This window comes from Onishia taeanensis (assembly GCF_003268885.1).
Classification (GTDB): Bacteria; Pseudomonadota; Gammaproteobacteria; order Pseudomonadales; family Halomonadaceae; genus Onishia; species Onishia taeanensis_A.
This window is the reverse complement of record NZ_QLSX01000003.1, coordinates 80,502-100,755: the sequence shown is the minus strand read 5'-3', so window position 1 is coordinate 100,755 and position 20,254 is coordinate 80,502. Positions and strand designations below refer to the sequence as shown.

16 protein-coding genes are annotated in these 20,254 nt (G+C 63.2%); 12 read left to right on the top strand and 4 right to left on the bottom strand.

The features are described from left to right. Positions 1 to 195: 195 nt before the first annotated feature. The 7 genes from BCL93_RS05310 to BCL93_RS05280 all read left to right on the top strand — a co-directional run bounded on the left by BCL93_RS05310 (position 196) and on the right by BCL93_RS05280 (position 8,861). The gene (locus BCL93_RS05310; RefSeq protein WP_112054072.1) at positions 196 to 1,500 is read left to right on the top strand and encodes an L-fuconate dehydratase; all 1,305 of its coding nucleotides are present in this window, start codon (positions 196 to 198) and stop codon (positions 1,498 to 1,500) included. A 201-nt stretch (positions 1,501 to 1,701) separates the two neighbouring features. Further along, the gene (locus BCL93_RS05305; protein ID WP_112054071.1) at positions 1,702 to 2,754 is read left to right on the top strand and encodes a TRAP transporter substrate-binding protein; all 1,053 of its coding nucleotides are present in this window, start codon (positions 1,702 to 1,704) and stop codon (positions 2,752 to 2,754) included. Positions 2,755 to 2,814: 60 nt separating this feature from the next. Further along, positions 2,815 to 3,306, top strand: coding sequence for a TRAP transporter small permease (locus BCL93_RS05300; RefSeq protein WP_258395998.1), 492 nt, complete (start codon positions 2,815 to 2,817; stop codon positions 3,304 to 3,306). Further along, positions 3,303 to 4,559 carry a TRAP transporter large permease gene (locus BCL93_RS05295; protein WP_112054070.1) on the top strand — a complete coding sequence of 419 codons (1,257 nt, stop codon included), beginning with the start codon at positions 3,303 to 3,305 and terminating at the stop codon, positions 4,557 to 4,559. The genes BCL93_RS05300 and BCL93_RS05295 overlap by 4 nt, the downstream gene beginning before the upstream one ends. Before the next feature lie 26 nt (positions 4,560 to 4,585). Then, positions 4,586 to 6,013, top strand: a complete 1,428-nt coding sequence (locus BCL93_RS05290; RefSeq protein WP_112054069.1) for an FAD-binding oxidoreductase — start codon at positions 4,586 to 4,588, stop codon at positions 6,011 to 6,013. Between the two features lie 32 nt (positions 6,014 to 6,045). Next, complete coding sequence (locus BCL93_RS05285) at positions 6,046 to 7,218, top strand: fumarylacetoacetate hydrolase family protein (RefSeq protein ID WP_112054068.1); 1,173 nt, start codon at positions 6,046 to 6,048, stop codon at positions 7,216 to 7,218. A gap of 65 nt (positions 7,219 to 7,283) precedes the next feature. Further along, positions 7,284 to 8,861 (top strand): aldehyde dehydrogenase (NADP(+)), encoded by a 1,578-nt coding sequence (locus BCL93_RS05280; RefSeq protein WP_112054067.1) that lies wholly within the window; start codon positions 7,284 to 7,286, stop codon positions 8,859 to 8,861. 157 nt (positions 8,862 to 9,018) lie between these two features. Here BCL93_RS05280 and BCL93_RS05275 read toward each other — a convergent pair whose 3' ends face one another. Beyond that, entirely contained in the window at positions 9,019 to 10,719 is a 1,701-nt protein-coding gene (locus BCL93_RS05275; RefSeq protein ID WP_112054066.1) for a DEAD/DEAH box helicase, read from the bottom strand. A 535-nt stretch (positions 10,720 to 11,254) separates the two neighbouring features. Between BCL93_RS05275 and BCL93_RS05270 the strand changes: the two genes are divergently transcribed. After that, positions 11,255 to 11,704 (top strand): YaiI/YqxD family protein, encoded by a 450-nt coding sequence (locus BCL93_RS05270; protein WP_112054065.1) that lies wholly within the window; start codon positions 11,255 to 11,257, stop codon positions 11,702 to 11,704. 142 nt (positions 11,705 to 11,846) lie between these two features. On the opposite strand, the gene BCL93_RS05265 is transcribed toward BCL93_RS05270, so the two are convergent. Together BCL93_RS05265 and BCL93_RS05260 are read right to left on the bottom strand one after the other, a co-directional pair. Then, on the bottom strand, positions 11,847 to 12,854 hold the full coding sequence (locus BCL93_RS05265; RefSeq protein ID WP_112054064.1) for a glutathione S-transferase family protein: 1,008 nt from the start codon (positions 12,852 to 12,854) through the stop codon (positions 11,847 to 11,849). Between the two features lie 103 nt (positions 12,855 to 12,957). Beyond that, positions 12,958 to 13,860, bottom strand: coding sequence for a LysR family transcriptional regulator (locus BCL93_RS05260; RefSeq protein WP_112054063.1), 903 nt, complete (start codon positions 13,858 to 13,860; stop codon positions 12,958 to 12,960). 107 nt (positions 13,861 to 13,967) lie between these two features. On the opposite strand from BCL93_RS05260, the gene BCL93_RS05255 reads away from it, so the two are divergent. From BCL93_RS05255 to BCL93_RS05245, 3 genes are all read left to right on the top strand, one after another. Continuing rightward, the gene (locus BCL93_RS05255; RefSeq protein WP_112054062.1) at positions 13,968 to 14,849 is read left to right on the top strand and encodes a pirin family protein; all 882 of its coding nucleotides are present in this window, start codon (positions 13,968 to 13,970) and stop codon (positions 14,847 to 14,849) included. Between the two features lie 238 nt (positions 14,850 to 15,087). Beyond that, positions 15,088 to 16,827 carry a peptidoglycan DD-metalloendopeptidase family protein gene (locus BCL93_RS05250; protein WP_112054061.1) on the top strand — a complete coding sequence of 580 codons (1,740 nt, stop codon included), beginning with the start codon at positions 15,088 to 15,090 and terminating at the stop codon, positions 16,825 to 16,827. A gap of 265 nt (positions 16,828 to 17,092) precedes the next feature. After that, positions 17,093 to 17,782 carry an SDR family oxidoreductase gene (locus tag BCL93_RS05245; RefSeq protein ID WP_112054060.1) on the top strand — a complete coding sequence of 230 codons (690 nt, stop codon included), beginning with the start codon at positions 17,093 to 17,095 and terminating at the stop codon, positions 17,780 to 17,782. A 102-nt stretch (positions 17,783 to 17,884) separates the two neighbouring features. On the opposite strand, the gene BCL93_RS05240 is transcribed toward BCL93_RS05245, so the two are convergent. Further along, complete coding sequence (locus tag BCL93_RS05240) at positions 17,885 to 18,505, bottom strand: LysE family translocator (RefSeq protein ID WP_112054059.1); 621 nt, start codon at positions 18,503 to 18,505, stop codon at positions 17,885 to 17,887. Positions 18,506 to 18,792: 287 nt separating this feature from the next. Here BCL93_RS05240 and BCL93_RS05235 point away from each other — a divergent pair, with 287 nt between their 5' ends. Continuing rightward, entirely contained in the window at positions 18,793 to 20,214 is a 1,422-nt protein-coding gene (locus BCL93_RS05235; RefSeq protein WP_112054058.1) for a PLP-dependent aminotransferase family protein, read from the top strand. Positions 20,215 to 20,254 lie beyond the last annotated feature (40 nt).

Below are 20,254 nucleotides of genomic sequence, written 5' to 3'. Positions count from 1 at the left end.
CCTGTCATGCTACGCCGAGCTTGTGATGCCAGCCCTGGACGCGCCCCGCGGGGCAGCACGGCATCGACTCACTGATAACCAAAACGAATCGATGGAACTTATTTTCGATTGGATGGAAATCAAAAAGTCGACGTACGCTGCTAGGACGCTTGGCCCGGCCACGACCGGGAGAACGACCTCACAGGAGCCACAAAGATGACCACCATTACCCACCTCGAAGTGCGCGACACCCGCTTCCCGACCTCACGTGATCTGGATGGTTCGGACGCCATGAATGCGGCGCCGGACTACTCGGCCACTTACGTGATTCTCTCGACGGATGCCGGCGACGGGCACGAAGGCCACGGCCTGACGTTCACCATCGGTCGTGGCAACGAGGTGTGCGTAGCCGCGGTGAACTCCCTGGCCTCACGTATTGTGGATCGCGAACTGGAGACGATAACCGCCGACATGGGCCGCTTCTGGCGCGACCTGACCAGCGGAGATAGTCAGCTGCGCTGGCTGGGGCCAGAGAAAGGCGTCATCCACCTCGCCTGTGCCTCCATCGTCAACGCCGTCTGGGATCTCTGGGCGAAGCGCGAGGGCAAGCCCATCTGGAAGCTGCTGGCCGACATGACACCCGAGGAATTGGTGCGCTGCCTGGACTTCCGTTTCGTCAGCGACGCCCTGACTCCTGGCGAGGCGCTGGCGATCCTTAAGCGCAACGAGTCCGGCAAGGCTCAGCGCGAGGCGCACATGCGGGAGGCCGGCTACCCGGGTTACACCACCTCGGCGGGCTGGCTCGGCTATTCCGAAGACAAGATGCGTCACTTGGCGCGCGAGGCGCTGGCAGAAGGCTGGGAGCATTTCAAGCAGAAGGTCGGTGGCGACCTGACCGAGGACCGGCGGCGCGCACAAATCCTGCGCGAAGAAATCGGCTGGCAGCGCACCCTGATGATGGATGCCAACCAGATGTGGGATGTCGACGAGGCGATCGCCAACATGCGCAGCCTGGCCGAGTACGCGCCGCTATGGATCGAAGAGCCTACCAGCCCAGACGACATCCTCGGCCATGCCGAGATTCGCGCCCGCCTGGCCCCGTCGATCGGCGTCGCCACCGGCGAGCACTGTCACAACCGGGTGATGTTCAAGCAGCTTCTCCAGGCCGAGGCGATCGACTTCTGCCAACTCGACGCAGCACGCCTGGGCGGCCTCAATGAAGTGATCGTGGTGCTGCTGCTCGCCGCCAAGTACGACGTGCCGGTCTGTCCGCACGGGGGCGGTGTCGGGCTGTGCGAATACACCCAGCACATCTCACTGTTCGACTACATCGCCGTATCCGGTTCGCTGGAGGGTCGCCTACTCGAGTACGTGGACCACCTGCACGAGCACTTCGTCGACCCGGTTCGCATCGAGAAGGGCCGCTACCTGGTGCCCGAGGCGCCTGGCTACAGCATCACCATGCACGCCGAGTCGCTGGCACGTTTCCAATTCCCCGATGGCGAGGCCTGGCAGGAATGACCGGATCTTCGCCGTCTGCCACAACACTACGACCAATGGCCAAGTCTCATCGAGCGCCTCTCTCATGTAAGTTCAACATATAAAATCATGTGATGAACATAATCAGAGATGACGTGTTCATCCCGGGCCGATACGCAACACATCGCGTTCGGCCTACACGCCGCGTGTTGCAGACACGCCAGCCACACCAAGGAGCCAAGCATGACAACAACCACAATGACGCGTGTGACCTCTCTGATCGGTGCCACACTGCTGGGCTTGACCACCCTGCAGGCCAGTGCCGCACCTGAAATGCCGCCGATCCCCGCCGTCCAAGGCGACGTCGTCCAGGCCGATGGTGATTTCAAGCTCAAGTTCAGTATTGGCACCACCCAGTCCGGTGCCCAGTACCGCGGCCTGGAGTACTTCGAAAAGATCGTCGAACAGCGTAGCGATGGCCACATCCAGGTCGAACTGTTTCCCGGCGCTCAGCTGGGTGATGACCTGCAGGCGGTGAGCGCATTGCAGTCCGGCACCCTGGAGATGACCGCGCCATCGACCTCGCCGCTGGTCAGCATGTTCCCGAAGTTCGCTCTCTTCGACCTCCCCTTCCTGTTCCCCACTCCGGACGTGGCCGACCAGGTATTGGATGGCGAAATCGGCCAACAGATGCTGGATGAAGCCTCGACCAATGGGCTTGTGGCGATCGGCTGGGCCGAGAACGGCTACCGTCAGCTGACCAACAGCCGCCATGAGGTGACAGCACCGGAGGATCTCGAGGGTCTCAAGATCCGCACCATGCAGAACCCCATCCACCTGGATATCTGGCGCACCCTTGGGGCCAACCCGACGCCGATGTCCTTCGCGGAGCTCTTCACCGCCTTGGAACAGGGCGTGGTCGATGGCCAGGAAAATCCGTGGATCACCATCCAGTCCTCGCGCTTCAACGAGGTTCAGGATTACGCCACTGAAACCAACCACGTCTACACCCCGTTCATTACGCTGGTCTCGGAGCGCTTCTGGTCTCGCCTGCCGGCTGACTACCAGCAGCTGCTGCGCGATGCGGCCAAGCAGATGGGCGAATACGAGCGCCACGTTGGTCGCAGCATGAACGACCAGATCAAGCAGGATCTCGCCGACTCCGGCATGGAGATCACCGAGCTGTCTCCGGAACAGGTAAAAGCCTTCCAAGAGAAGGTCGCACCGGTCTACGACAACTGGCGTGACCAGATCGGCGGCGAGCTGATTGACCAAGTCCGCGCTGCCTCGCAGTAACCATCGCAGCCGTCGGGCGGGAGCCTGCTCTCGCCCGACGTGTCATTTCTGGAGGGCTTCATGAACGTATCTACCCCCTCGACGTCCCGCCGCATGCTCACCTTGCTCAAGACCAGCCTGGAGGTCGCCGTCGGCCTGCTGGTGGTAGGTGTGGTGTTCTGTGTAGTGGCCAACGTCTTCGGCCGCTTCGTGCTCAATTACTCCTACGCATGGGCCGAAGAGCTCTCCCGCGTGCTGTTCATTTGGCTAGTCCTGCTGGGCGCCGGCCTCGGCAGCATCGACCGGGAGCACGTCGCCGTCAGCTTCTTCAAGGACAAGGCTCCGGCCCCGCTCAAGAAGCTGTTCTCGCTGCTGTCGATCGCCATCATCTATGTCGTCTGCGTGTGCATCCTGATGGGTTTCTGGGATCAGGTTTCCGGCTTCACTAGCGCCACGCCGATGCTAAAAATCCCCGGGACCGTGCTCTACAGCGCCATGCCCGTGATGGCAGTGCTCACGCTGATCGCCAATAGCCTGGCGCTCTATCATCTGCTCAGGGGGCAGCCGCAATGATTCTGTGGAGTATCCTCATCGGCTTGGCGATCTGCATCGTCATAGGCCTACCCATTTCGTTCGGGCTGGCAGCGATCAGCCTGTTCATCTTTGTATACGCCGACTACTCGCTGTCACCGATCGTCGCTCAGGCGGTCAACGGCCTGAATTCCTTCCCGCTGCTAGCGATTCCGCTGTTCATCCTGGTAGGCGAAGTGATGAGCCAAGGGGGCATCGCTAAGCGCCTGGTGAGACTGGCCAGCGCCTTGGTCGGCTTCATCTCTGGCGGTTTAGGCCAGGTGGCGGTTCTGACCTCGATGTTCTTCGGCGGCATCAGCGGCTCGGCGGTTGCCGATGCCTCCGCCGTAGGCAGCATGATGATCGAGCCAATGAAGCAGCATCGCTACAGCGCCTCAATGGCCACAGCCATCGTGGTTGCGGCCTCGGTGGTAGGCATCATCATTCCGCCATCGATTCCGATGATTCTATTCGGCGTGGTGACCAATACGTCGATATCGGCCCTGTTCATGGCCGGCATTCTGCCCGGCATCCTGATCACCCTGGGGCTGGCGATCACCACCTTCTTCCAGGCCAAGAAGACCGGCAAGGCACAGCCCTTCGATATCCGCGAGCTTTGGCTGGCGCTCAAGGACGCCCTGCTGGCACTTCTGCTGCCGGTGATCATCGTGGGGGGAATTCTCTCCGGCGTATTCACGCCCACCGAAAGTGCCGCCATCGCGCTGATCTATGCCATAGCCGTGTCGATGTTCGTCTATCGCAGCCTCACCCTGCGACTTTTTTTCACACTGTGCATCGCTACCGGCCGACTGACGGGCGTCGTCATGCTACTTCTGGCCTTCGCCAGTGTGCTGGCCTGGTTGCTGACCGCCAACATGATCCCGCAGCAACTGGTCGTTAGCCTCTCGGCGATCACAGATAACCGGCTGCTGCTGCTCCTGCTCCTGTCGTTTTTCCTCCTTGTGGTGGGCTTTTTCATGGACCTCACGCCGGCCATGGTGATCCTGGCGCCACTGATGACGCCGGTCGTGGTCAAGCTCGGCATCGACCCCGTTTATTTCGGCGTGCTGATGTCGTTCATTCTCGGTCTAGGGCTTATCACCCCACCCGTTGGCACCGTGCTCTACGTCGGCTGTGGTGTCGGTCGGGTCGGCATGGAGGAATTGGTCAAGAGCCTGCTGCCCTTCTATCTGACCCTTCTGCTGCTGTTGGCGGCATTCCTGCTCTTTCCCGGCCTGATCCTCTGGCATCAATGACATCGCATTGCGACAGGAGACCTTGCATGAACATTGGCCAGAAAGCGCTAAGAGCCTTCTTGACCGAGTTACTGGGCGAGAGCGGCGTCATCAGCGAAACAGCAGACACCTCTCGCTACACCACCGATTGGAGCGGCGAGCGTCTCGGCGAGCCACTGCTCGTCTCCCGTCCGCGTAGCCCGGAGGAAGTTGCAGCAATCGTCAGTTTTTGTCATCGCCACCAAGTACCGATGGTCGCCCAGGGCGGCCATACCGGGCTGGTCGGTGGCGCACTACCCGATGCCGAACGCCCGGAACTGGTGATTAGCCTCGAGCGATTAAACCGGATCAGAGACATCGATCCCCTCAACTTCACGCTGAGCGTAGACAGCGGCTGCGTGCTCCAGACCATCAAGGACGCTGCCGCAGAGAGCAACTGCGACTTCCCGCTGAGCCTAGGTGCGCAGGGAAGCTGTCAGATCGGCGGCAATATCGCCACCAATGCAGGCGGACTCAACGTGCTGCGTTTCGGCATGATGCGTCAGCTAGTGCTGGGTCTTGAGGTGGTGTTACCTGACGGGCGAATCTGGAACGGCATGCATGCCCTGCACAAGGACAACCGCGGTTACGACCTCAAACAGCTGTTCATCGGCGCCGAGGGCACACTGGGTATCGTGACCGGCGCGATGCTGAAGCTATTCCCCAAACCCGAGACCACTCGCACTGCGCTGGTCGCCGTCCCCGACGTTCCCGCTGCGCTGGCGCTCTATGCTCAAGCACGTCGCAGTTGCTGCGACCTGCTCTGCGCGTTCGAGCTTATCCCTCGTGCCTGTCTGGAGCTCGCCTTTGAGGCGGCTCCTTCTTTATCCGATCCGCTGGAGAGCGCTTACCCGGTCTATGTGCTGCTCGAAGTCGCCGCCAGCGGCCCGGTCGATCTCGATGCCATGATCGAACACCTCTTCGAGAATGGCATGCAGGACGGTCAGGTGCTCGATGGCGTTCTGGCCGCTAACGACACCCAGGCCAACCGCCTCTGGCAGATTCGTGAATACATGGTCGAGGGCCAGCAGCACCGCGGCGAACACCTTCGTACCGATATCTCACTGCCGATCTCATCGCTCAGCGAATTCTACGACGAGGCCAGCCGAGCCATGATCGCTCGCTCGCCGAACACCGAAATCATCGCCTATGGCCATATCGGTGACGGCAACCTGCACTTCAATTTGCTCCCTCCTCCCGACTTGGACCTCGCCGCCAAGCAGGCCCTGCTTCACGAGCTCGAAGGTGAGTTGTTCGCTATTGTCGAGCGCTACCAGGGCAGCATTAGCGCTGAACACGGCATTGGCCGCGTCAAACAGACACCGTTTCTGGCCGGTCTCAGCGATCTCGAACTCGAGTTAATCAGCGGCCTCAAGACCCTTTTCGATCCCGACGACCTGATGGCCGCCGGACGAATTCTGCCCCGCCGGGCATAAGTCGCCAGGCTCTTTCAGCTACAGGAATGACCATGAATCCAATCGATCCTCATCACTGTCTTCCCCAAGACCTCGACCAGGCCCTGCTGATCGGCCGAGTCTGGAGCGATACGCCGCATCCAGGCCCTGCCATTGTGATCGTACGCCGTGGCGAAGTGCTGGATATCTCAGCGCAGATTGCAACCATCGCCGACCTGCTCGACCTGGCAGATCCCGCCGCCTTCGTCCAAGACGTAGAGGGCGAATCGCTGGGCCAGGTCGATGCGCTGCTCGCCGCATCACTCAACGGTGCTGAAAGCGTCCCTCGCCTGCTTGCACCTTGTGATCTACAGACGGTCAAGGCATGCGGCGTGACCTTCGCCGTGAGCCTGCTCGAGCGAGTCATCGAAGAGCAGGCTGGTGGAGACCCGCAACGGGCAAGTGAGCTGCGCCGCGAGATCCAGTCATTGATCGGTGGCGACCTGTCGCGAATCCAACCGGGTTCGCCTCAGGCCCTCGCCCTGAAGGCAGATCTCCAGGCGCGAGGTGCCTGGTCTCAATATATGGAAGTGGGTATCGGCGAAGACGCCGAAGTATTCTCGAAGGCCCAGCCACTCTCCTCGATGGGCTTCGGCGACACCGTCGGCCTTCATCCCGCGTCGCGCTGGAACAACCCTGAACCTGAAATCGTGCTCGCCGTCGATGCCTTCGGTGCTCCGAAAGGCGCCAGCCTGGGCAATGACGTCAACCTGCGTGACATCGAGGGACGCAGCGCCCTGCTGCTGGGTAAAGCCAAGGACAACAACGCGTCTTGTTCCATCGGTCCCTTCATTCGTCTGTTCGACGAGCGCTTCACGATGGATACGGTTCGCCAGGCTCAGGTCTCGCTGCGCATCGAAGGCAGCGACGACAACTTCGTGCTGGAAGACTCAAGCGATATGCGCGAAATCAGCCGCGACCCCATGGATCTGGTGTCACAGACCCAGGGTGCTCACCATCAGTATCCTGACGGCTTCATGCTGTTCCTCGGCACCATGTTCTCCCCCGTTCAGGACCGCGATGGCCCGGGCCAGGGCTTCACCCACCATCTGAATGACCGCGTGACCATCGCCACCCCAAGCCTTGGCGCGCTAGTCAATCACGTCGGCCGCAGTGATCTTTTGCCGCCCTGGACCTTCGGCCTGCGCGCGCTGTTCGCGCATCTTGCCATCCGTCGCCATCACTAGCGTTTGCACCAATGGGCGGGTAGCAACCGATATCGTTCATTTCATTAATGCGTCAGGAGAAAGCCATGACACCGGAAGGCAAGCAACTGATCGGCCAGCGCGCCGTGACCGCCAATGGCAAGGCCATTCACGCCATCAATCCCGCCACCGGCGAGACCCTGTCGCCGGGCTATCCCGCCGGCAGCAAGGCCGAAGTCGTGCAGGCCTGTGAGCTTGCTTGGGAAGCCTTCGAGACCTACCGCGAGACCGGCCTGGAGGCGCGGGCGCGCTTCCTCGAGACCATCGCCGACGAGATCGAGGCCATCGGCGATGAGCTGATCGAGCGCGGTGTGGCCGAATCCGGCCTGCCCCAGGCCCGTCTTCAGGGCGAGCGCGGCCGTACCTGTGGCCAGCTGCGTCTGTTCGCCTCGGTGGTGCGGGCCGGCGAGTGGCTCGACGTGCGCATCGACCCGGCATTGCCCGAACGCGAACCGATGCCGCGGATCGACCTGCGCCAGCGCCATATCGCTCTGGGCCCGGTGGCCGTCTTCGGCGCCTCGAACTTCCCGCTGGCGTTCTCGGTAGCCGGCGGCGACACCGCCTCGGCACTGGCTGCCGGCTGCCCGGTGGTGGTCAAGGCTCACTCGGCCCACCCCGGCACCTCTGAGCTGGTCGGCCGTGCCGTGCAGCGGGCGGTGGCCAAGTGCGAGCTGCCCGAGGGGGTCTTCTCGCTGATCTACGGCTCTGGCAATGACATCGGTCAGGCCCTGGTCCGCGATGCCCGCATCAAGGCGGTCGGCTTTACTGGTTCGCGCAACGGCGGTACGGCGCTGGCCAAGGCGGCGCAAGAGCGCCCGGAGCCGATCCCGGTCTATGCCGAGATGAGCTCGATCAACCCGGTGTTCCTGCTGCCGGAGGCGCTGAACAATCGTGGCAAGGAACTGGGCGAGGCCTTTATCGGCTCGCTGAACATGGGTGCCGGCCAGTTCTGCACCAACCCCGGCCTGGTGATCGCCGTGAAGGGCGAGTCGCTGGATGCCTTTGTGGCGTCCGCCGGCGAGGCGGTGAAGGGCGCTGCCGCCCAGACCATGCTGACGCCGGGCATCTTCGATGCCTACACCCAGGGCGTGGATGGCCTGGTGGCCAGCAGCCATGCCCGCGAAGTGGCGCGTGGCCCGGCCGGCGACGGCCCCAACGCCTGCCAGGTCGGGCTGTTCGTCGCCAAGGCGGCCGACTTCCTGAAGGACGAAGCCCTGCAGGCCGAGGTTTTCGGTGCCACCTCACTGGTGGTCGAGTGCGCCGATCAGGCCGAAGTGAAGCGCGTGGCCGAGCATCTGGAAGGCCAGCTGACCGCCACCTTGCAGATGGATGATGGTGATCTGGACGCTGCCCGCGGCCTGCTGCCGGTGCTCGAGCGTCGTGCCGGTCGCGTGATGGCCAACGGCTGGCCGACCGGCGTCGAAGTCTGCCATGCCATGGTGCACGGCGGTCCCTATCCGGCGACGTCTGACTCACGCACCACCTCGGTGGGCAGTGCCGCGATCCATCGCTTCCTGCGCCCGGTGTGCTATCAGAACCTGCCCCAGGAGCTACTGCCCGAAGCGCTGCGTGACGACAACCCGGCTGGCGTCAGCCGTCTGGTCGACGGTAAGCGCGAGGTCTGAGGCCTTCGACTGGCGGAGACATGTCGTACCCATAAAAAAACGCAGGCCGGGGAATCCCCGGCCTGCGTTTATGCGGCATTCGCGCCTATGCCCTGAGGCTCGGGAGCCTGAAGATTCAGACTCCCGTTTAAGGCGTGCCTAGCTCACAACTTTGAGCTTAGGCCTGCGAGCGGCGACGAACAGGTGCGTCGTCGTTGTTGCGACGGCGCGGTGCGCGCTCCGGCGCGCCGCTGTCTTCGCTAATCTCCAGCGCACGGCCGCCAACCTTGGCGCGAGCCATCTTGCTGAGGATGCTGGCGGGCAGGCTGCTCGGCAGCTCGACCACGGAGAAGGCATTGCGGATATCGATGCGGCCGATGCGGGCGCCTTCGATACCACCTTCGTTGGCCAGCGCGCCGACCAGTTGGCCCGGCTTGACGCCGTCCTTGTGGCCAACGGCAACGCGGTAGCGCGTCATGCCTTCGCGCGGGGCGCTGTCACGACGCTTCGGCTTGCTATCACGAGCGGCGCGATCGTTGTTGCGATCCTTCGGTGCCTGCAGGCGACCGATCGGCGCTTCGTCGGCGCGAGCCATGGCGGCGAAGGCACAGGCCAGCTCAACCGGATCATGCCCTTCGGCGACCATGCGCTCGACCAGCGCACGCTGCTCGTCGCTGCCGGCGGTCAGGGTGCCAACCACACGCTGATGGAAGATCTCGTCGCGATGAGCGCGGATTGCCGCCTCGTCGGGCAGCGCCATGTCGCTCATGTGCTGGCCGGTGGCCTGCTCGATCCAGCGTACTTTGCGGGTCTCGCGGAAGCCGGCGAAGGTGATCGCCACGCCACTACGCCCGGCACGACCGGTACGACCGATGCGGTGGGTATAGGCTTCGGAGTCCTGCGGCAGGTCATAGTTGATGACGTGGGTGATGCGCGGCACGTCGAGGCCACGGGCGGCCACGTCTGTCGCGATCAGCACGTCGACCTTGCCACGCTTGAGGCGCGTGATGGTGCGCTCGCGCAGGCTCTGGTCCAGATCACCGGACAGGCCAGCGGCGTTGACGCCACGAGCGGTCAGCTGCTCGACCAGAGTGGTACAAGCGGCACGGGTACGCACGAAGACGATGGCGCCATCGACCGGCTCGACCTCGAGGATGCGCGACAGCGCCTCGAGCTTGGCGCCACCTTCGGCGCGCACCAAACGCTGGTCGATGCTGTCGGCAGTGCCCTGGGCCGATTCGATAGCGACCTTGACCGGGTCGACCAGATAGCGATTGACGATGCGCTCGATCTCGGTCGGCAGGGTCGCGGAGAAGAACACCCGCTGGGCGTCTTTAGGGGTATCGGCGACGACGCGCTTGACGTCATCGATGAAGCCCATGCGCAGCATTTCGTCGGCTTCGTCGAGCACCAGCGCGGACAGGCCGTCAAGCTTCAGGCTGCCACGATTCAGGTGATCGATGATGCGGCCCGGGGTGCCGACCACGACTTGTGCGCCACGCTTCAGCGCGCCGAGCTGTTCGCGGTATTCCTGGCCACCGCACAGGGTAGCGACCTGCAGGCCCTGCAGATTCTGGCCGTACTTAGTGAAGGACACGGCGACCTGCTGAGCCAGTTCGCGGGTCGGAGCCATCACCAGCACCTGGGGCTCACGGCGGGCGAGGTCGATGCGAGACAGGATCGGCAGCGCGAAAGCCGCGGTCTTGCCGGTACCGGTCTGAGCCTGGCCGATCATGTCACGGCCTTCGAGCAGGGCAGGAATGGTCTGCGCCTGGATCGGAGAGGGAGTTTCATAGCCCAGAGTTTCGAGGGCAGTCAGCACGGCAGGCAGCAGTGCCAGTTCGCCGAAGCTCGGCGAGGCGACAGAAGTCGAGGTCATCAATCACACCTTGGTAGGCCGGTCAGTACCGGCAACAGAGTTTGGTGGCGTCCCCGACCCGGAAAACGCAATAGCACAGGATCCACAAAGGGCCTGTAGGGTCGAATGCGAGCCGGCCCATGGTTGGGCTGGCTCGGGGCGGAGTCTGGGACGCCGGTCGCACCTGGCATTCGGTTCACGTCGTAACACGGGCATGGCCCGGATCAAACGAGCTTCGAACAAGCGCGGGGGCTTGCCGGAAACTCTCGGCGAACCGCTGTGGCGACCTTACGCACCGTACCGAGAGGCAGTGGGTGCTCCATCTACAAATCCAGACGCACTGGGCGAGGCCTTGGGCCTGCCCCGGGCGAACACTTGGCGAGCCCGGTCACAGCGCTTGGTCGCGGATCATCGCGCCTGGCGTCTTGCGAAAGCTTGCCATCCCAACCTAATGAGGCGGGTGCAATTCGTCATGATGGTGGGGGTCAACACATGCGAGGAGAGCGCATGCTATCATCGAGCCCTTTGCCATGCCAGTCTTTTTCGGGAGCCATGAATGCCTAGCCTGTGGGTCGATGCCGACGCCTGCCCGCGTGTCGCACGTGAGATCATCGTGCGCGCCGCCGAGCGCACCCAGACACCGACCTGGTTCGTCGCTAACCATCAGGTGCCGCTGCCGCCCTCGCCCTGGGTCAAGCCGCTGGCGGTGGCAAGCGGCTTCGACGCTGCCGATGACGAGATCGTTCGTCGCCTGGTCCCGGGGGATCTGCTGGTGACCGCCGACCTGCCGCTGGCTCAGGAGGCCATCGACAAGGGCGCGGCGGTGATGACTAATCGCGGCGAGACGCTGGATCACAGCAACATCCGCGCTCGCGTGCAGATGCGGGACTTTATGGAAACGATGCGCTCCAGCGGCGAACACACCGGCGGCCCCAAAGGCTACTCGGATGTCGACCGCCGGGAATTCGCCAACGCCCTGGACCGCTGGCTGGCCAAGAACGCCTGAGCCGCTTTCGGCTGACGCATGCCACTATCTAAGGTGAGCCGCTATCTAAGGCATGTCGCTATCAAAGAAGCCCCCTGCTAGAGGGGGCTTCTTTATCAACGCACGATCTAAGCTTCTTCTTTCTTATGCCGGCTTGCGGCGCTCACGTAGACTTACGACGGATTGCCTGCCCGGGCAGGCGCTCACGGTCGTGGGGCCGCTCGAGGTCAAGCGCGGGGCCCTTGGGCACGATGCGGGTCGGGTTGATGGTGTCGTGGCTGTAATAGTAGTGGCGCTTGATGTGATCCATGTTCACCGTCTCCTTGATGCCCGGCCACTGATATAGCTCGCGGACATAGTTCGAGAGGTTCGGGTAATCCTCGATGCGCCGAATATTGCACTTGAAGTGGCCGTGATAGACGGCGTCAAAGCGGATCAAAGTGGTGAACAGACGGATGTCTGCCTCGGTCAGCCACTCGCCGGCCAGGTAGCGCTGCTCGTTGAGACGCGCCTCCATCCGGTCGAGGGCGTCAAAGAGCGCGGTGACGTGCTTCTCATAGACCGCCTGATCGGTGGCGAAGCCTGACTTGTAGACGCCGTTGTTGATGTTGTCATAGACATCGGCGTTGACCGCATCGATGGTCTCGCGCAGGTCAGCGGGGTAGAAGTCCAGACGGTTGCCGGTGATGTCGTCGAAGGCATCATTGAACATCCGCAGCAGGTCGGCAGACTCGTTGCTGACGATGGTTTCGCCGCGCTTGTCCCACAGTGCAGGCACCGTGACGCGCCCCGTATAGTGCGGGTCGGTCAGGGTGTACAGCTCCCGGTGGTATCTCACGCCGTTGATCGGATCGCCGCTTGAGCCCTCATCCTCGTGATAGCTCCAGCCCTGATCGAGCATCAGCGGGCTGACATTAGAGGTGCCAATCAGGTCATCGAGCCCCTTGAGGTGGCGCATGATCAGGGCACGATGCGCCCAGGGGCAGGCCAGCGACACATAGAGGTGGTAGCGGCCGGACTCCGCGGGCCGACCCGGCTGGCCTTGGGGGCCTTCGCCGCCATCGGCGGTCACCCAGTCGCGCAGTTGGGCGGATTCGCGGACGAACTCGCCGCCGTGCTTCTTGGTGTCATACCACTGGTCGTGCCACTTGCCGTCGATCAACAGGCCCATAAGCCCTCCTCAAGATAGGGTGTAACGTATGGTTGTGAAGCGTACGCCAATTCTTTCGACGCTCAAGCGAGTCTTTTCCGGCATTCCATTCGATGACTTCGAATCATTCCGCCTGCGCCTGCTCCCATTCGCTCACCGACTGCATCAGCGCCGCGGCCATGGCGCGGGTCGCCGGGCCAGCCCGGTCACGATCGCGATGGATCAACTGAAACGGCACCTGACGCACACCGCCGACGAGCAGCGGAAGCGGCAGGAGCTCACCGCTCTCCAGGGCAGGTTCGATCAAAGTCTTCGGCACCCAGGCGAATCCCAGGCCACGCTTAAGCATGTCCACCGAGGTGGCCAAGTGGCTGACCGTCCAGCGCTGCTCGGCCTTCAGCCAGCCGGCATCCATGGCCTCGCGCTGCGCTGAGTCACGCACCACCAGTTGGCGGTGCTGCTCCAGATCGCGCAGATCCAGCGGCCGCCCAAGCCGATGCAGGGCGTGGTCGGGATGGGCCACGGCCAGAAAGGTAACGGTTGCCAGGGGCTCGCCGAGAAACCCCTGCGCCGCCAGCCCCGAGGCGACCAGGTCGGCCCGGCCGTCGTAGAGCATCTCGACCCCGCCGTTGAGCACCGTCTCATGCAGCTGTATCCGCACATGAGGAAAGGCCGCCGAGAAGCGCTCCAACGCCTGGGCCAGCACGTCCGGCGGGAATATCTGATCGATGGCCAGCACCACCTCCGCCTCCAGCCCCTCGGCGAGACTGTCGGCCACGTCCTCAAGGGCCTCGGCACTTTCAATCAGCTGGCGGGCCCGGCGCAGCAGCATCTCGCCGGCTTCGGTGAGCCGCACATTGCGCCCGACCGGCTCCAGCACCTTGACGCCCAGTTGCTCCTCGAGCTTGTGCACGGCGTGGTTGAGCGTCGAGGGGCTCTTGTGCACGACCAGAGAAGCACGGGCAAAGCCACCGTGGTCGACGACCGCCGCCAGCATCTGCCACTGCGAAAGCGTCACTCGAGACATTTCGATTTCCTCGAACCATTTGAGCAAAACTATGCGCTATCGTTGCGCCGGGTTCATGATCAACAATCTATGTCATCGACACCAGACCCCATGGCGGAGGATTTATCATGAGTGCTACCCCTGACACACACGACATCGACACAAACACCGGCAGCATCGACCGTCGCATCGAACGCCGACTCGCCGCTCAGCCAAGCCAGGACGGCGACGGCGTCAAGATCAAGCGCCTGCACGACTTCGGCGGCGGCCTCGATCCTTTCCTGATGCTCGACGAACTGGGGTCGGATCGCCCTGACGATTACATCGGCGGCTTTCCGCCGCACCCGCATCGCGGCATCCAGACCCTCACCTACGTGATTCACGGCGGCCTGACCCATGAAGACCACCTGGGCCACTCAAGCACCATCGAGGCCGGCGACGCCCAGTGGATGCACACCGGTCGCGGCATCATCCACTCGGAAATGCCGCTTACCGACCATCAGGGCTTGCATGCGTTCCAGCTGTGGCTGAACCTCGCGACTCGCGACAAGCTGAGCCCTGCCACCTACCGCGATGTGAAGGCCGCAGAGATGCCACACCTGACGCAGGACGGCGCGAGTCTCACCGCTCTGGGCGGGCACTGGCAGGCCAGCAACGGCGAAGCCATTGACGGCCCATTGGAGGCACTCGCCGGCCAGGGCGCCGTTGCGCACCTGAGCCTTAATGAAGGAGCATCGCTGGCGCTTACCGCCGATGCGCCCACTCTGCTGGCTTACGTCTTCGATGGCGCACTGGCAATTGCCGGCGAGAACGTCACCGCCGGAGAACTGGTGCGCTTGAGCGAGGGCGACCGCCTGTCACTAACAAGCCCCAACGGCGCTCAGGCCCTGCTGTTAGCGGGCGTTCCGCATCGCGAGCCGATCGCTCATTACGGGCCATTCGTGATGAACTCGGAGGCGGAATTGCAGCAGGCACTGCGCGATTACCGTGACGGAACTCTGACTGGCTGACCCCCGGGCATGACCCCGCTTAAAAGAAGTGTCAGGAAATTAATCAGGATTTCTAGGCGAAACAGCGTTAATTTTCTGGCATTCCATCTAGTTTGTGACGACACTTCCCAAACCCTGGGCAAGTGAGTGTGAATTACTGCTTACTGTATACGCGTACAGACTAGGCAGCTAATACGCCATGGGGTAAGGTTCTGATGCCTTTTTATATCCATTTGATCCTTACTGGCCTTTACTGACTATGTTGCGAATCCTTCATTCGCTACCGCGCACGCACAAGTTTCTTTTGTTACCCGTCGCCACGATGGTGGCCGTGCTGGGCGCGCAGCAACTCTACACCACCGTGTCGGCCTCGGAAGACGAGACCGACAACACCGAATTTACCGTCGTCGAGATGCCCATCGGCAGCTCTGACGCGCCACAGATTGTCGAAGCGACAGCGACACAGAAATCGCCCGAGCATGAGCGCCCATCGCTGCACAGCGACGATGAAGGTTATATCCCCCTTAACAGCCTGAAGGCGCAGGAAATTGTCGACATCAATTTCCTGGCCAAGGCTCATGCCGACACGCTGGATGATCCTGACGCACGGGACGCGGCGTCATTCGAAGACCCTCTCCAGACCAGCGAACCAAGCGACAGCGACACGGTTGGGGATACCGCTGGGCTGGTCGCCGGCGAGCCTCCTGCACTGGATGCCGGCGTGCTGCAACTCGCCAGCCACCTGGCCGAGATCAACGTCGATGATGGTGCCGAAGATGGCACCTCCTACGATGACTTCTCCGCCGATCCGCTATGGCTGGTCGATGATAATCCGTCGCTTGAAGCCGAGATCGTCGCTCACCAGACCTTCGTGCCCCAGTGGGAAACCTATACCGTGCAGCCCGGCGACACCTTCGCGGTGCTCGCAGAGCGCACGCTGGGTCTTGGCTACAGCGAAGTCATGCAGCTGCTCGATGCCCTGCCGGACAAGAACGTGTTGACCCGCTGGCGCGTGGGCCAGAACTTCGACTACAAGGTGGATAAAAACGGCGAGCTGATGGCGCTGCGTATCATGAAGAATGCTCGCAGTGGCTACCTGATCGAACGGGCGGAAAGCGATCAGCAAGCTTTCGAGATCGCCGATATCGAGAAAGCCGGCGAAGCGACTCAGCGGCTGTTCTCCGGCACCGTCAGTGGAAGCTTTGGCCAGTCGGCCCAGGCGACCGGCCTGAACTCGGCCGAGGTGGCCGAGCTGACCAACCTGCTATCCAAGAAACTCGACTTCCGTCGCGATACCCGGCGTGGCGATACCTTTCAGGTGCTGGTCGAGTCCGACATCATCGACGGCAAGAGTCTCGACTCGCGCATTCTCGCCGTGCGTTACCAGGGCGCGCGAATGGATCTGACAGTACTGCGCAATAGCGACAATAACCGCTTCTATACCCCGGACGGCCATAGCCTCGATCCAGCTTTCGACCGCTACCCCTTCGAGGGACATTACCGGTTGAGTTCATCGTTCAACCTGCGCCGCAAACACCCGATCACCGGGCGCATCAGCCCTCACTACGGCACCGACTTCGCCATGCCCAGTGGCTCTACGGTGCGCGCGCCGGCAGATGGTCGAGTGGTCAAGTCCGCCTATCACCGCCTGGCAGGCAACTACCTGGTAGTTCGTCACAATAACGGCTACAAGACCCGCTACTTGCATCTGTCCAAGCGCCTGGTCAGCGAAGGTGATCAAGTCAAGATGGGCGAGCGCATTGCACTTTCCGGTAACACCGGTCGCAGCACCGGCGCCCACCTGCACTACGAGGTGATCGTCAACGGTAACCGAGTCGATGCCATGCGCGTCGACCTGCCGGAAAACCAGAGCCTGTCAGGCCCCGCCCTGGTCGCTTTCAAGCGTGAGGCCGAGCCCATGCTGGCCCGCCTGGAAAACGACAACAACAACGCCGCCATCGCACAGACAAACGCCAGCCAGAGCGGCGACGACAGCTGACCCTGAGCGCTGCTGAAGCGCATCAACGAGTCAGCACCCAGCCAATAACCCCGCCATAGCGACGCTATCGCGGGGTTATTGCTTTGTAGGAGCGGGCCCACTGACACAGCCGTCGACGCTTATTCCCAGACGTTAGACACTAGCGTTATCGCTTAAATACCTTTGCATCAGGATGCCAACACTTTCGTTAGCAGCAAAACCATTGCACACATTAGCTGCCTTCGCCATGATGAAGGCATATAGGTTTTGAGTAGAGGGAGTTCACATGAACGATCGTGTCCTGCTGATTACCGGCGCTTCCAGTGGTATCGGTGCAGCCACTGCCCGTGCCGCAGCCCGAGAAGGCTTTCGACTGGTGCTCGCAGCCCGCTCCCGCGACAAGCTCAAAGCACTGGCCCAGGAGCTGGGTCCCGAGAATGTGCTGACCGTCAGCTGCGACGTAACGTCGATGGACGATCAGCAAAGTATGGTCGAGGAGGCCCTGGAGCGTTTCGGGCGCCTCGATGCGGTGTTCGCCAATGCCGGACGCGGCGGCTCGCCGGGCGGTTTCAAGGGCGCCGACCATGAAGCCTGGAAGGACATGATCCTGACCAACATCTACGGGGTGGGTCTCACTCTGCAGGCCTGCCTGCCAGCGCTTCAGAAGACCCGGGGCCATGTGCTGCTGACCGGCTCGGCGGCTGGACGAGCCACCATCCCAGGTTCGATGTACGGCGCCACCAAGTGGGCTGTTACCGGCATCGGCTATAACCTCCGCGAGGAGCTGCGCGGCAGCGGCATTCGCGTGACCCTGATCGAGCCGGGAATGGTCGACACGCCCTTCTTCGATGAGCCGCCCACTCACGCCCTGGAAGACAAAGACATCGCCAACGCGGTGCTCTACGCCATCAATCAGCCGCCCCACGTCGACGTCAACGAGATCTTGGTGCGCCCCACCCCGCCACTCGAGAGCTAGCGGGCCGGCCCCGCTCTTCTTAGCTGGACCCGCCACCTGAGCAGCTGCCAACTTCAGCCGCCTACTTTAGCCACTACTCCAGTCCCCTGGGCAAGCCCAGCCTTAGCTCAGGATCATCAGCACGCAGGCGGCGGTCAGCAGCCCCATCACCGCATTGAAGACCCGCCAGTGGCGGCGGGTCTTCATCAGCCTGCCGACCGCCACGCCAAAACCCGCCCACAGCGCGATCGACGGCAAGTTGGTCATGCCCATCACCAGAATCACCGCCACCGCCGAGGCCAGAAAGGCATCGCCGGACAGCGTGAAAGACGCTATTCCCGAGATCGCCATCACCCAGGCCTTGGGGTTGGCAAACTGGAAGGCGGCGGCCTGCCAGAAGGTCAGCGGCCGCGCATCCTCGCCGGGCCCGCGCTGATCCGGCGGCGGCGCAGTGGCGATCTTGTAGGCCAGCCACAGTAGATAGACACTGCCGGCGACCTTGAGGCCCTGCTGCAGCGGCGGCCACCGCTCGAACAGCGCTCCCAACCCCAGCGCCACAGCCCCCATCAGCACCATCACTCCGATCGAGATGCCTAGCATGTGCGGCAGGGTGCGCAGGAATCCGTAATTGGCGCCGGACGCGGTCAGCATCATGTTGTTGGGGCCCGGCGTGGCCGACATGCTGATGGAAAACAGCATCATGGGACCGATCAAGGCAAGCAATTCGGGCAGCGGGGCAGACATGACAGGCACCTTTCAGTCGAGGGTTCGGTGTCGAGGGGTTGGAGTCTGAGGGCGGCGCACTGGATAAATTGTGGGGGTACAATTTCTCAATAACGCCTGATAAAGACGGCGATTGTGCGCACAATCTCAGTATGCGCCGCCGTCCGCACCGATCAAGGAATGCTTTGTCACCCCGACATTGCCCGGTCCAAGGCAATTCCCTATCCCGGACGTGGCCCTGTCCACGGCCATCGGTCGCGGCGGCCCACCCGGTTCGCCATTTCGTCTTTCTGCTGGAACATCGCCGCATGGATATTCAGACCAAGGCCCGTGCCCGCTGCCACTGGCTACCCGATCTCGACGCCGCCGCTACCCCGCGCTATCAGGCGCTGGTCGACCGGCTGGCCGCCGACATCGCCGCCGGCACCCTTGCCCCCGGCGAGCGCTTGCCACCGCAGCGCCTGCTGGCCGACGCCCTCAGAGTGACCGTCGGCACCATCACCCGCGCCTACCGAGAGGCCGAGCGCCGTGGTCTGGTCGAAGCCAAGGTCGGCAGCGGCACACGAGTGCGCACCCTGGCGGCGGATGCGCCGCGTTTTCACCACCTGTCTCACGCCGCCGATGGCAGCGTCGACCTGTCGCTGAGCGTGCCGATTCCCCACCCCATGCGGGTGCAGCAGCTCTCCGGCGTGCTGGAACGCCTCGCCCACCGCCCTGGGGCCATCGACGCCGCACTCGCTTACCACCCCGAACAGGGCAGCCAGGCCAGCCGTGAGGGACTGGCCGGATGGCTGACAGAACAGGGGGTGCCCATGACCGCCGACGAGCTGATCCTGACCAGCGGCGGCCAACATGCGGACTACCTGGCCCTGCAAGCGCTGGTGCAGCCCGGCGAGGCCGTGGCCTCGGCGGCCCTGACCTACCCGGGCATGATCGCCGCCACCCGCCAGCTCGGCCTCAAGCACGTGGCGGTGCCAATGGATGCCGAAGGCATCCTGCCCCAGGCGCTGGAGCGGCTGTGCCTGCAACAGAAGATTCGCCTGCTGTACCTGATGCCCGAGCACAACAACCCTACCGGCGCCCAAATGGGGCAGGCGCGACGGGAGGCGATCGTCGAGGTCGCCCGTCGACACGACCTGCTGCTGCTGGAAGACGGGGTCCAGTTCGTGAGCGCCGAAACCCGCGGTACGCCTTTCTACCGGCTGGCGCCGGAGCGCTCGCTGTATATCTTCAGCGTCTCCAAGCTGCTCGCCGGCGGCCTGCGGCTGGGCGCCTTGCGCTCACCCGCCAACCTGATGGCCCGCCTCACCGCAGCGCTGCGCGCCCAGTACTGGGCCGTGCCCGAGCTGATGGCCAGCGCCGCGGCCGCATGGCTGACCAGTCCCGAGGCGAAGACGCTGATCGACTGGCAATGGCAGGAAGTGGCCGCGCGCCAGCGACTGCTTGCCGAGCGCCTCAGCGGCCATGAGATCAGCGCCCACCCTTGCGGCTTTCATGCCTGGCTGACGCTACCGGAGCCCTGGCGGGCGGTGGACTTCGTGGCCCGGGCCGCCGAGCGCGGGGTGACCGTGATCGGCGCCGACCCCTTCTGCGTGGGCAGCCAGCCGGCGCCTCAGGCGGTGCGCATCTGCGTGACACCGCCCGCCGAGCGCGCCCGGCTCGACGAGGGCCTGACGCGGCTGGCTGCACTGCTCGACGAGGAACCCCGACGAGACTCGCCGCTGGTCTGATTCGGCCCGAGCGGGTCAGGCCTCACCCCGGGCCGTATCG

What these genes read in the sequence shown, in the direction of transcription:
- BCL93_RS05310 (WP_112054072.1), top strand. Translation starts at nt 196, where the DNA reads ATGACCACCATTACCCACCTCGAAGTGCGCGACACCCGCTTCCCGACC.
- BCL93_RS05305 (WP_112054071.1), top strand. Translation starts at nt 1,702, where the DNA reads ATGACAACAACCACAATGACGCGTGTGACCTCTCTGATCGGTGCCACA.
- BCL93_RS05300 (WP_258395998.1), top strand. Translation starts at nt 2,815, where the DNA reads ATGAACGTATCTACCCCCTCGACGTCCCGCCGCATGCTCACCTTGCTC.
- BCL93_RS05295 (WP_112054070.1), top strand. Translation starts at nt 3,303, where the DNA reads ATGATTCTGTGGAGTATCCTCATCGGCTTGGCGATCTGCATCGTCATA.
- BCL93_RS05290 (WP_112054069.1), top strand. Translation starts at nt 4,586, where the DNA reads ATGAACATTGGCCAGAAAGCGCTAAGAGCCTTCTTGACCGAGTTACTG.
- BCL93_RS05285 (WP_112054068.1), top strand. Translation starts at nt 6,046, where the DNA reads ATGAATCCAATCGATCCTCATCACTGTCTTCCCCAAGACCTCGACCAG.
- BCL93_RS05280 (WP_112054067.1), top strand. Translation starts at nt 7,284, where the DNA reads ATGACACCGGAAGGCAAGCAACTGATCGGCCAGCGCGCCGTGACCGCC.
- BCL93_RS05275 (WP_112054066.1), bottom strand. Translation starts at nt 10,719, where the DNA reads ATGACCTCGACTTCTGTCGCCTCGCCGAGCTTCGGCGAACTGGCACTG.
- BCL93_RS05270 (WP_112054065.1), top strand. Translation starts at nt 11,255, where the DNA reads ATGCCTAGCCTGTGGGTCGATGCCGACGCCTGCCCGCGTGTCGCACGT.
- BCL93_RS05265 (WP_112054064.1), bottom strand. Translation starts at nt 12,854, where the DNA reads ATGGGCCTGTTGATCGACGGCAAGTGGCACGACCAGTGGTATGACACC.
- BCL93_RS05260 (WP_112054063.1), bottom strand. Translation starts at nt 13,860, where the DNA reads ATGTCTCGAGTGACGCTTTCGCAGTGGCAGATGCTGGCGGCGGTCGTC.
- BCL93_RS05255 (WP_112054062.1), top strand. Translation starts at nt 13,968, where the DNA reads ATGAGTGCTACCCCTGACACACACGACATCGACACAAACACCGGCAGC.
- BCL93_RS05250 (WP_112054061.1), top strand. Translation starts at nt 15,088, where the DNA reads ATGTTGCGAATCCTTCATTCGCTACCGCGCACGCACAAGTTTCTTTTG.
- BCL93_RS05245 (WP_112054060.1), top strand. Translation starts at nt 17,093, where the DNA reads ATGAACGATCGTGTCCTGCTGATTACCGGCGCTTCCAGTGGTATCGGT.
- BCL93_RS05240 (WP_112054059.1), bottom strand. Translation starts at nt 18,505, where the DNA reads ATGTCTGCCCCGCTGCCCGAATTGCTTGCCTTGATCGGTCCCATGATG.
- BCL93_RS05235 (WP_112054058.1), top strand. Translation starts at nt 18,793, where the DNA reads ATGGATATTCAGACCAAGGCCCGTGCCCGCTGCCACTGGCTACCCGAT.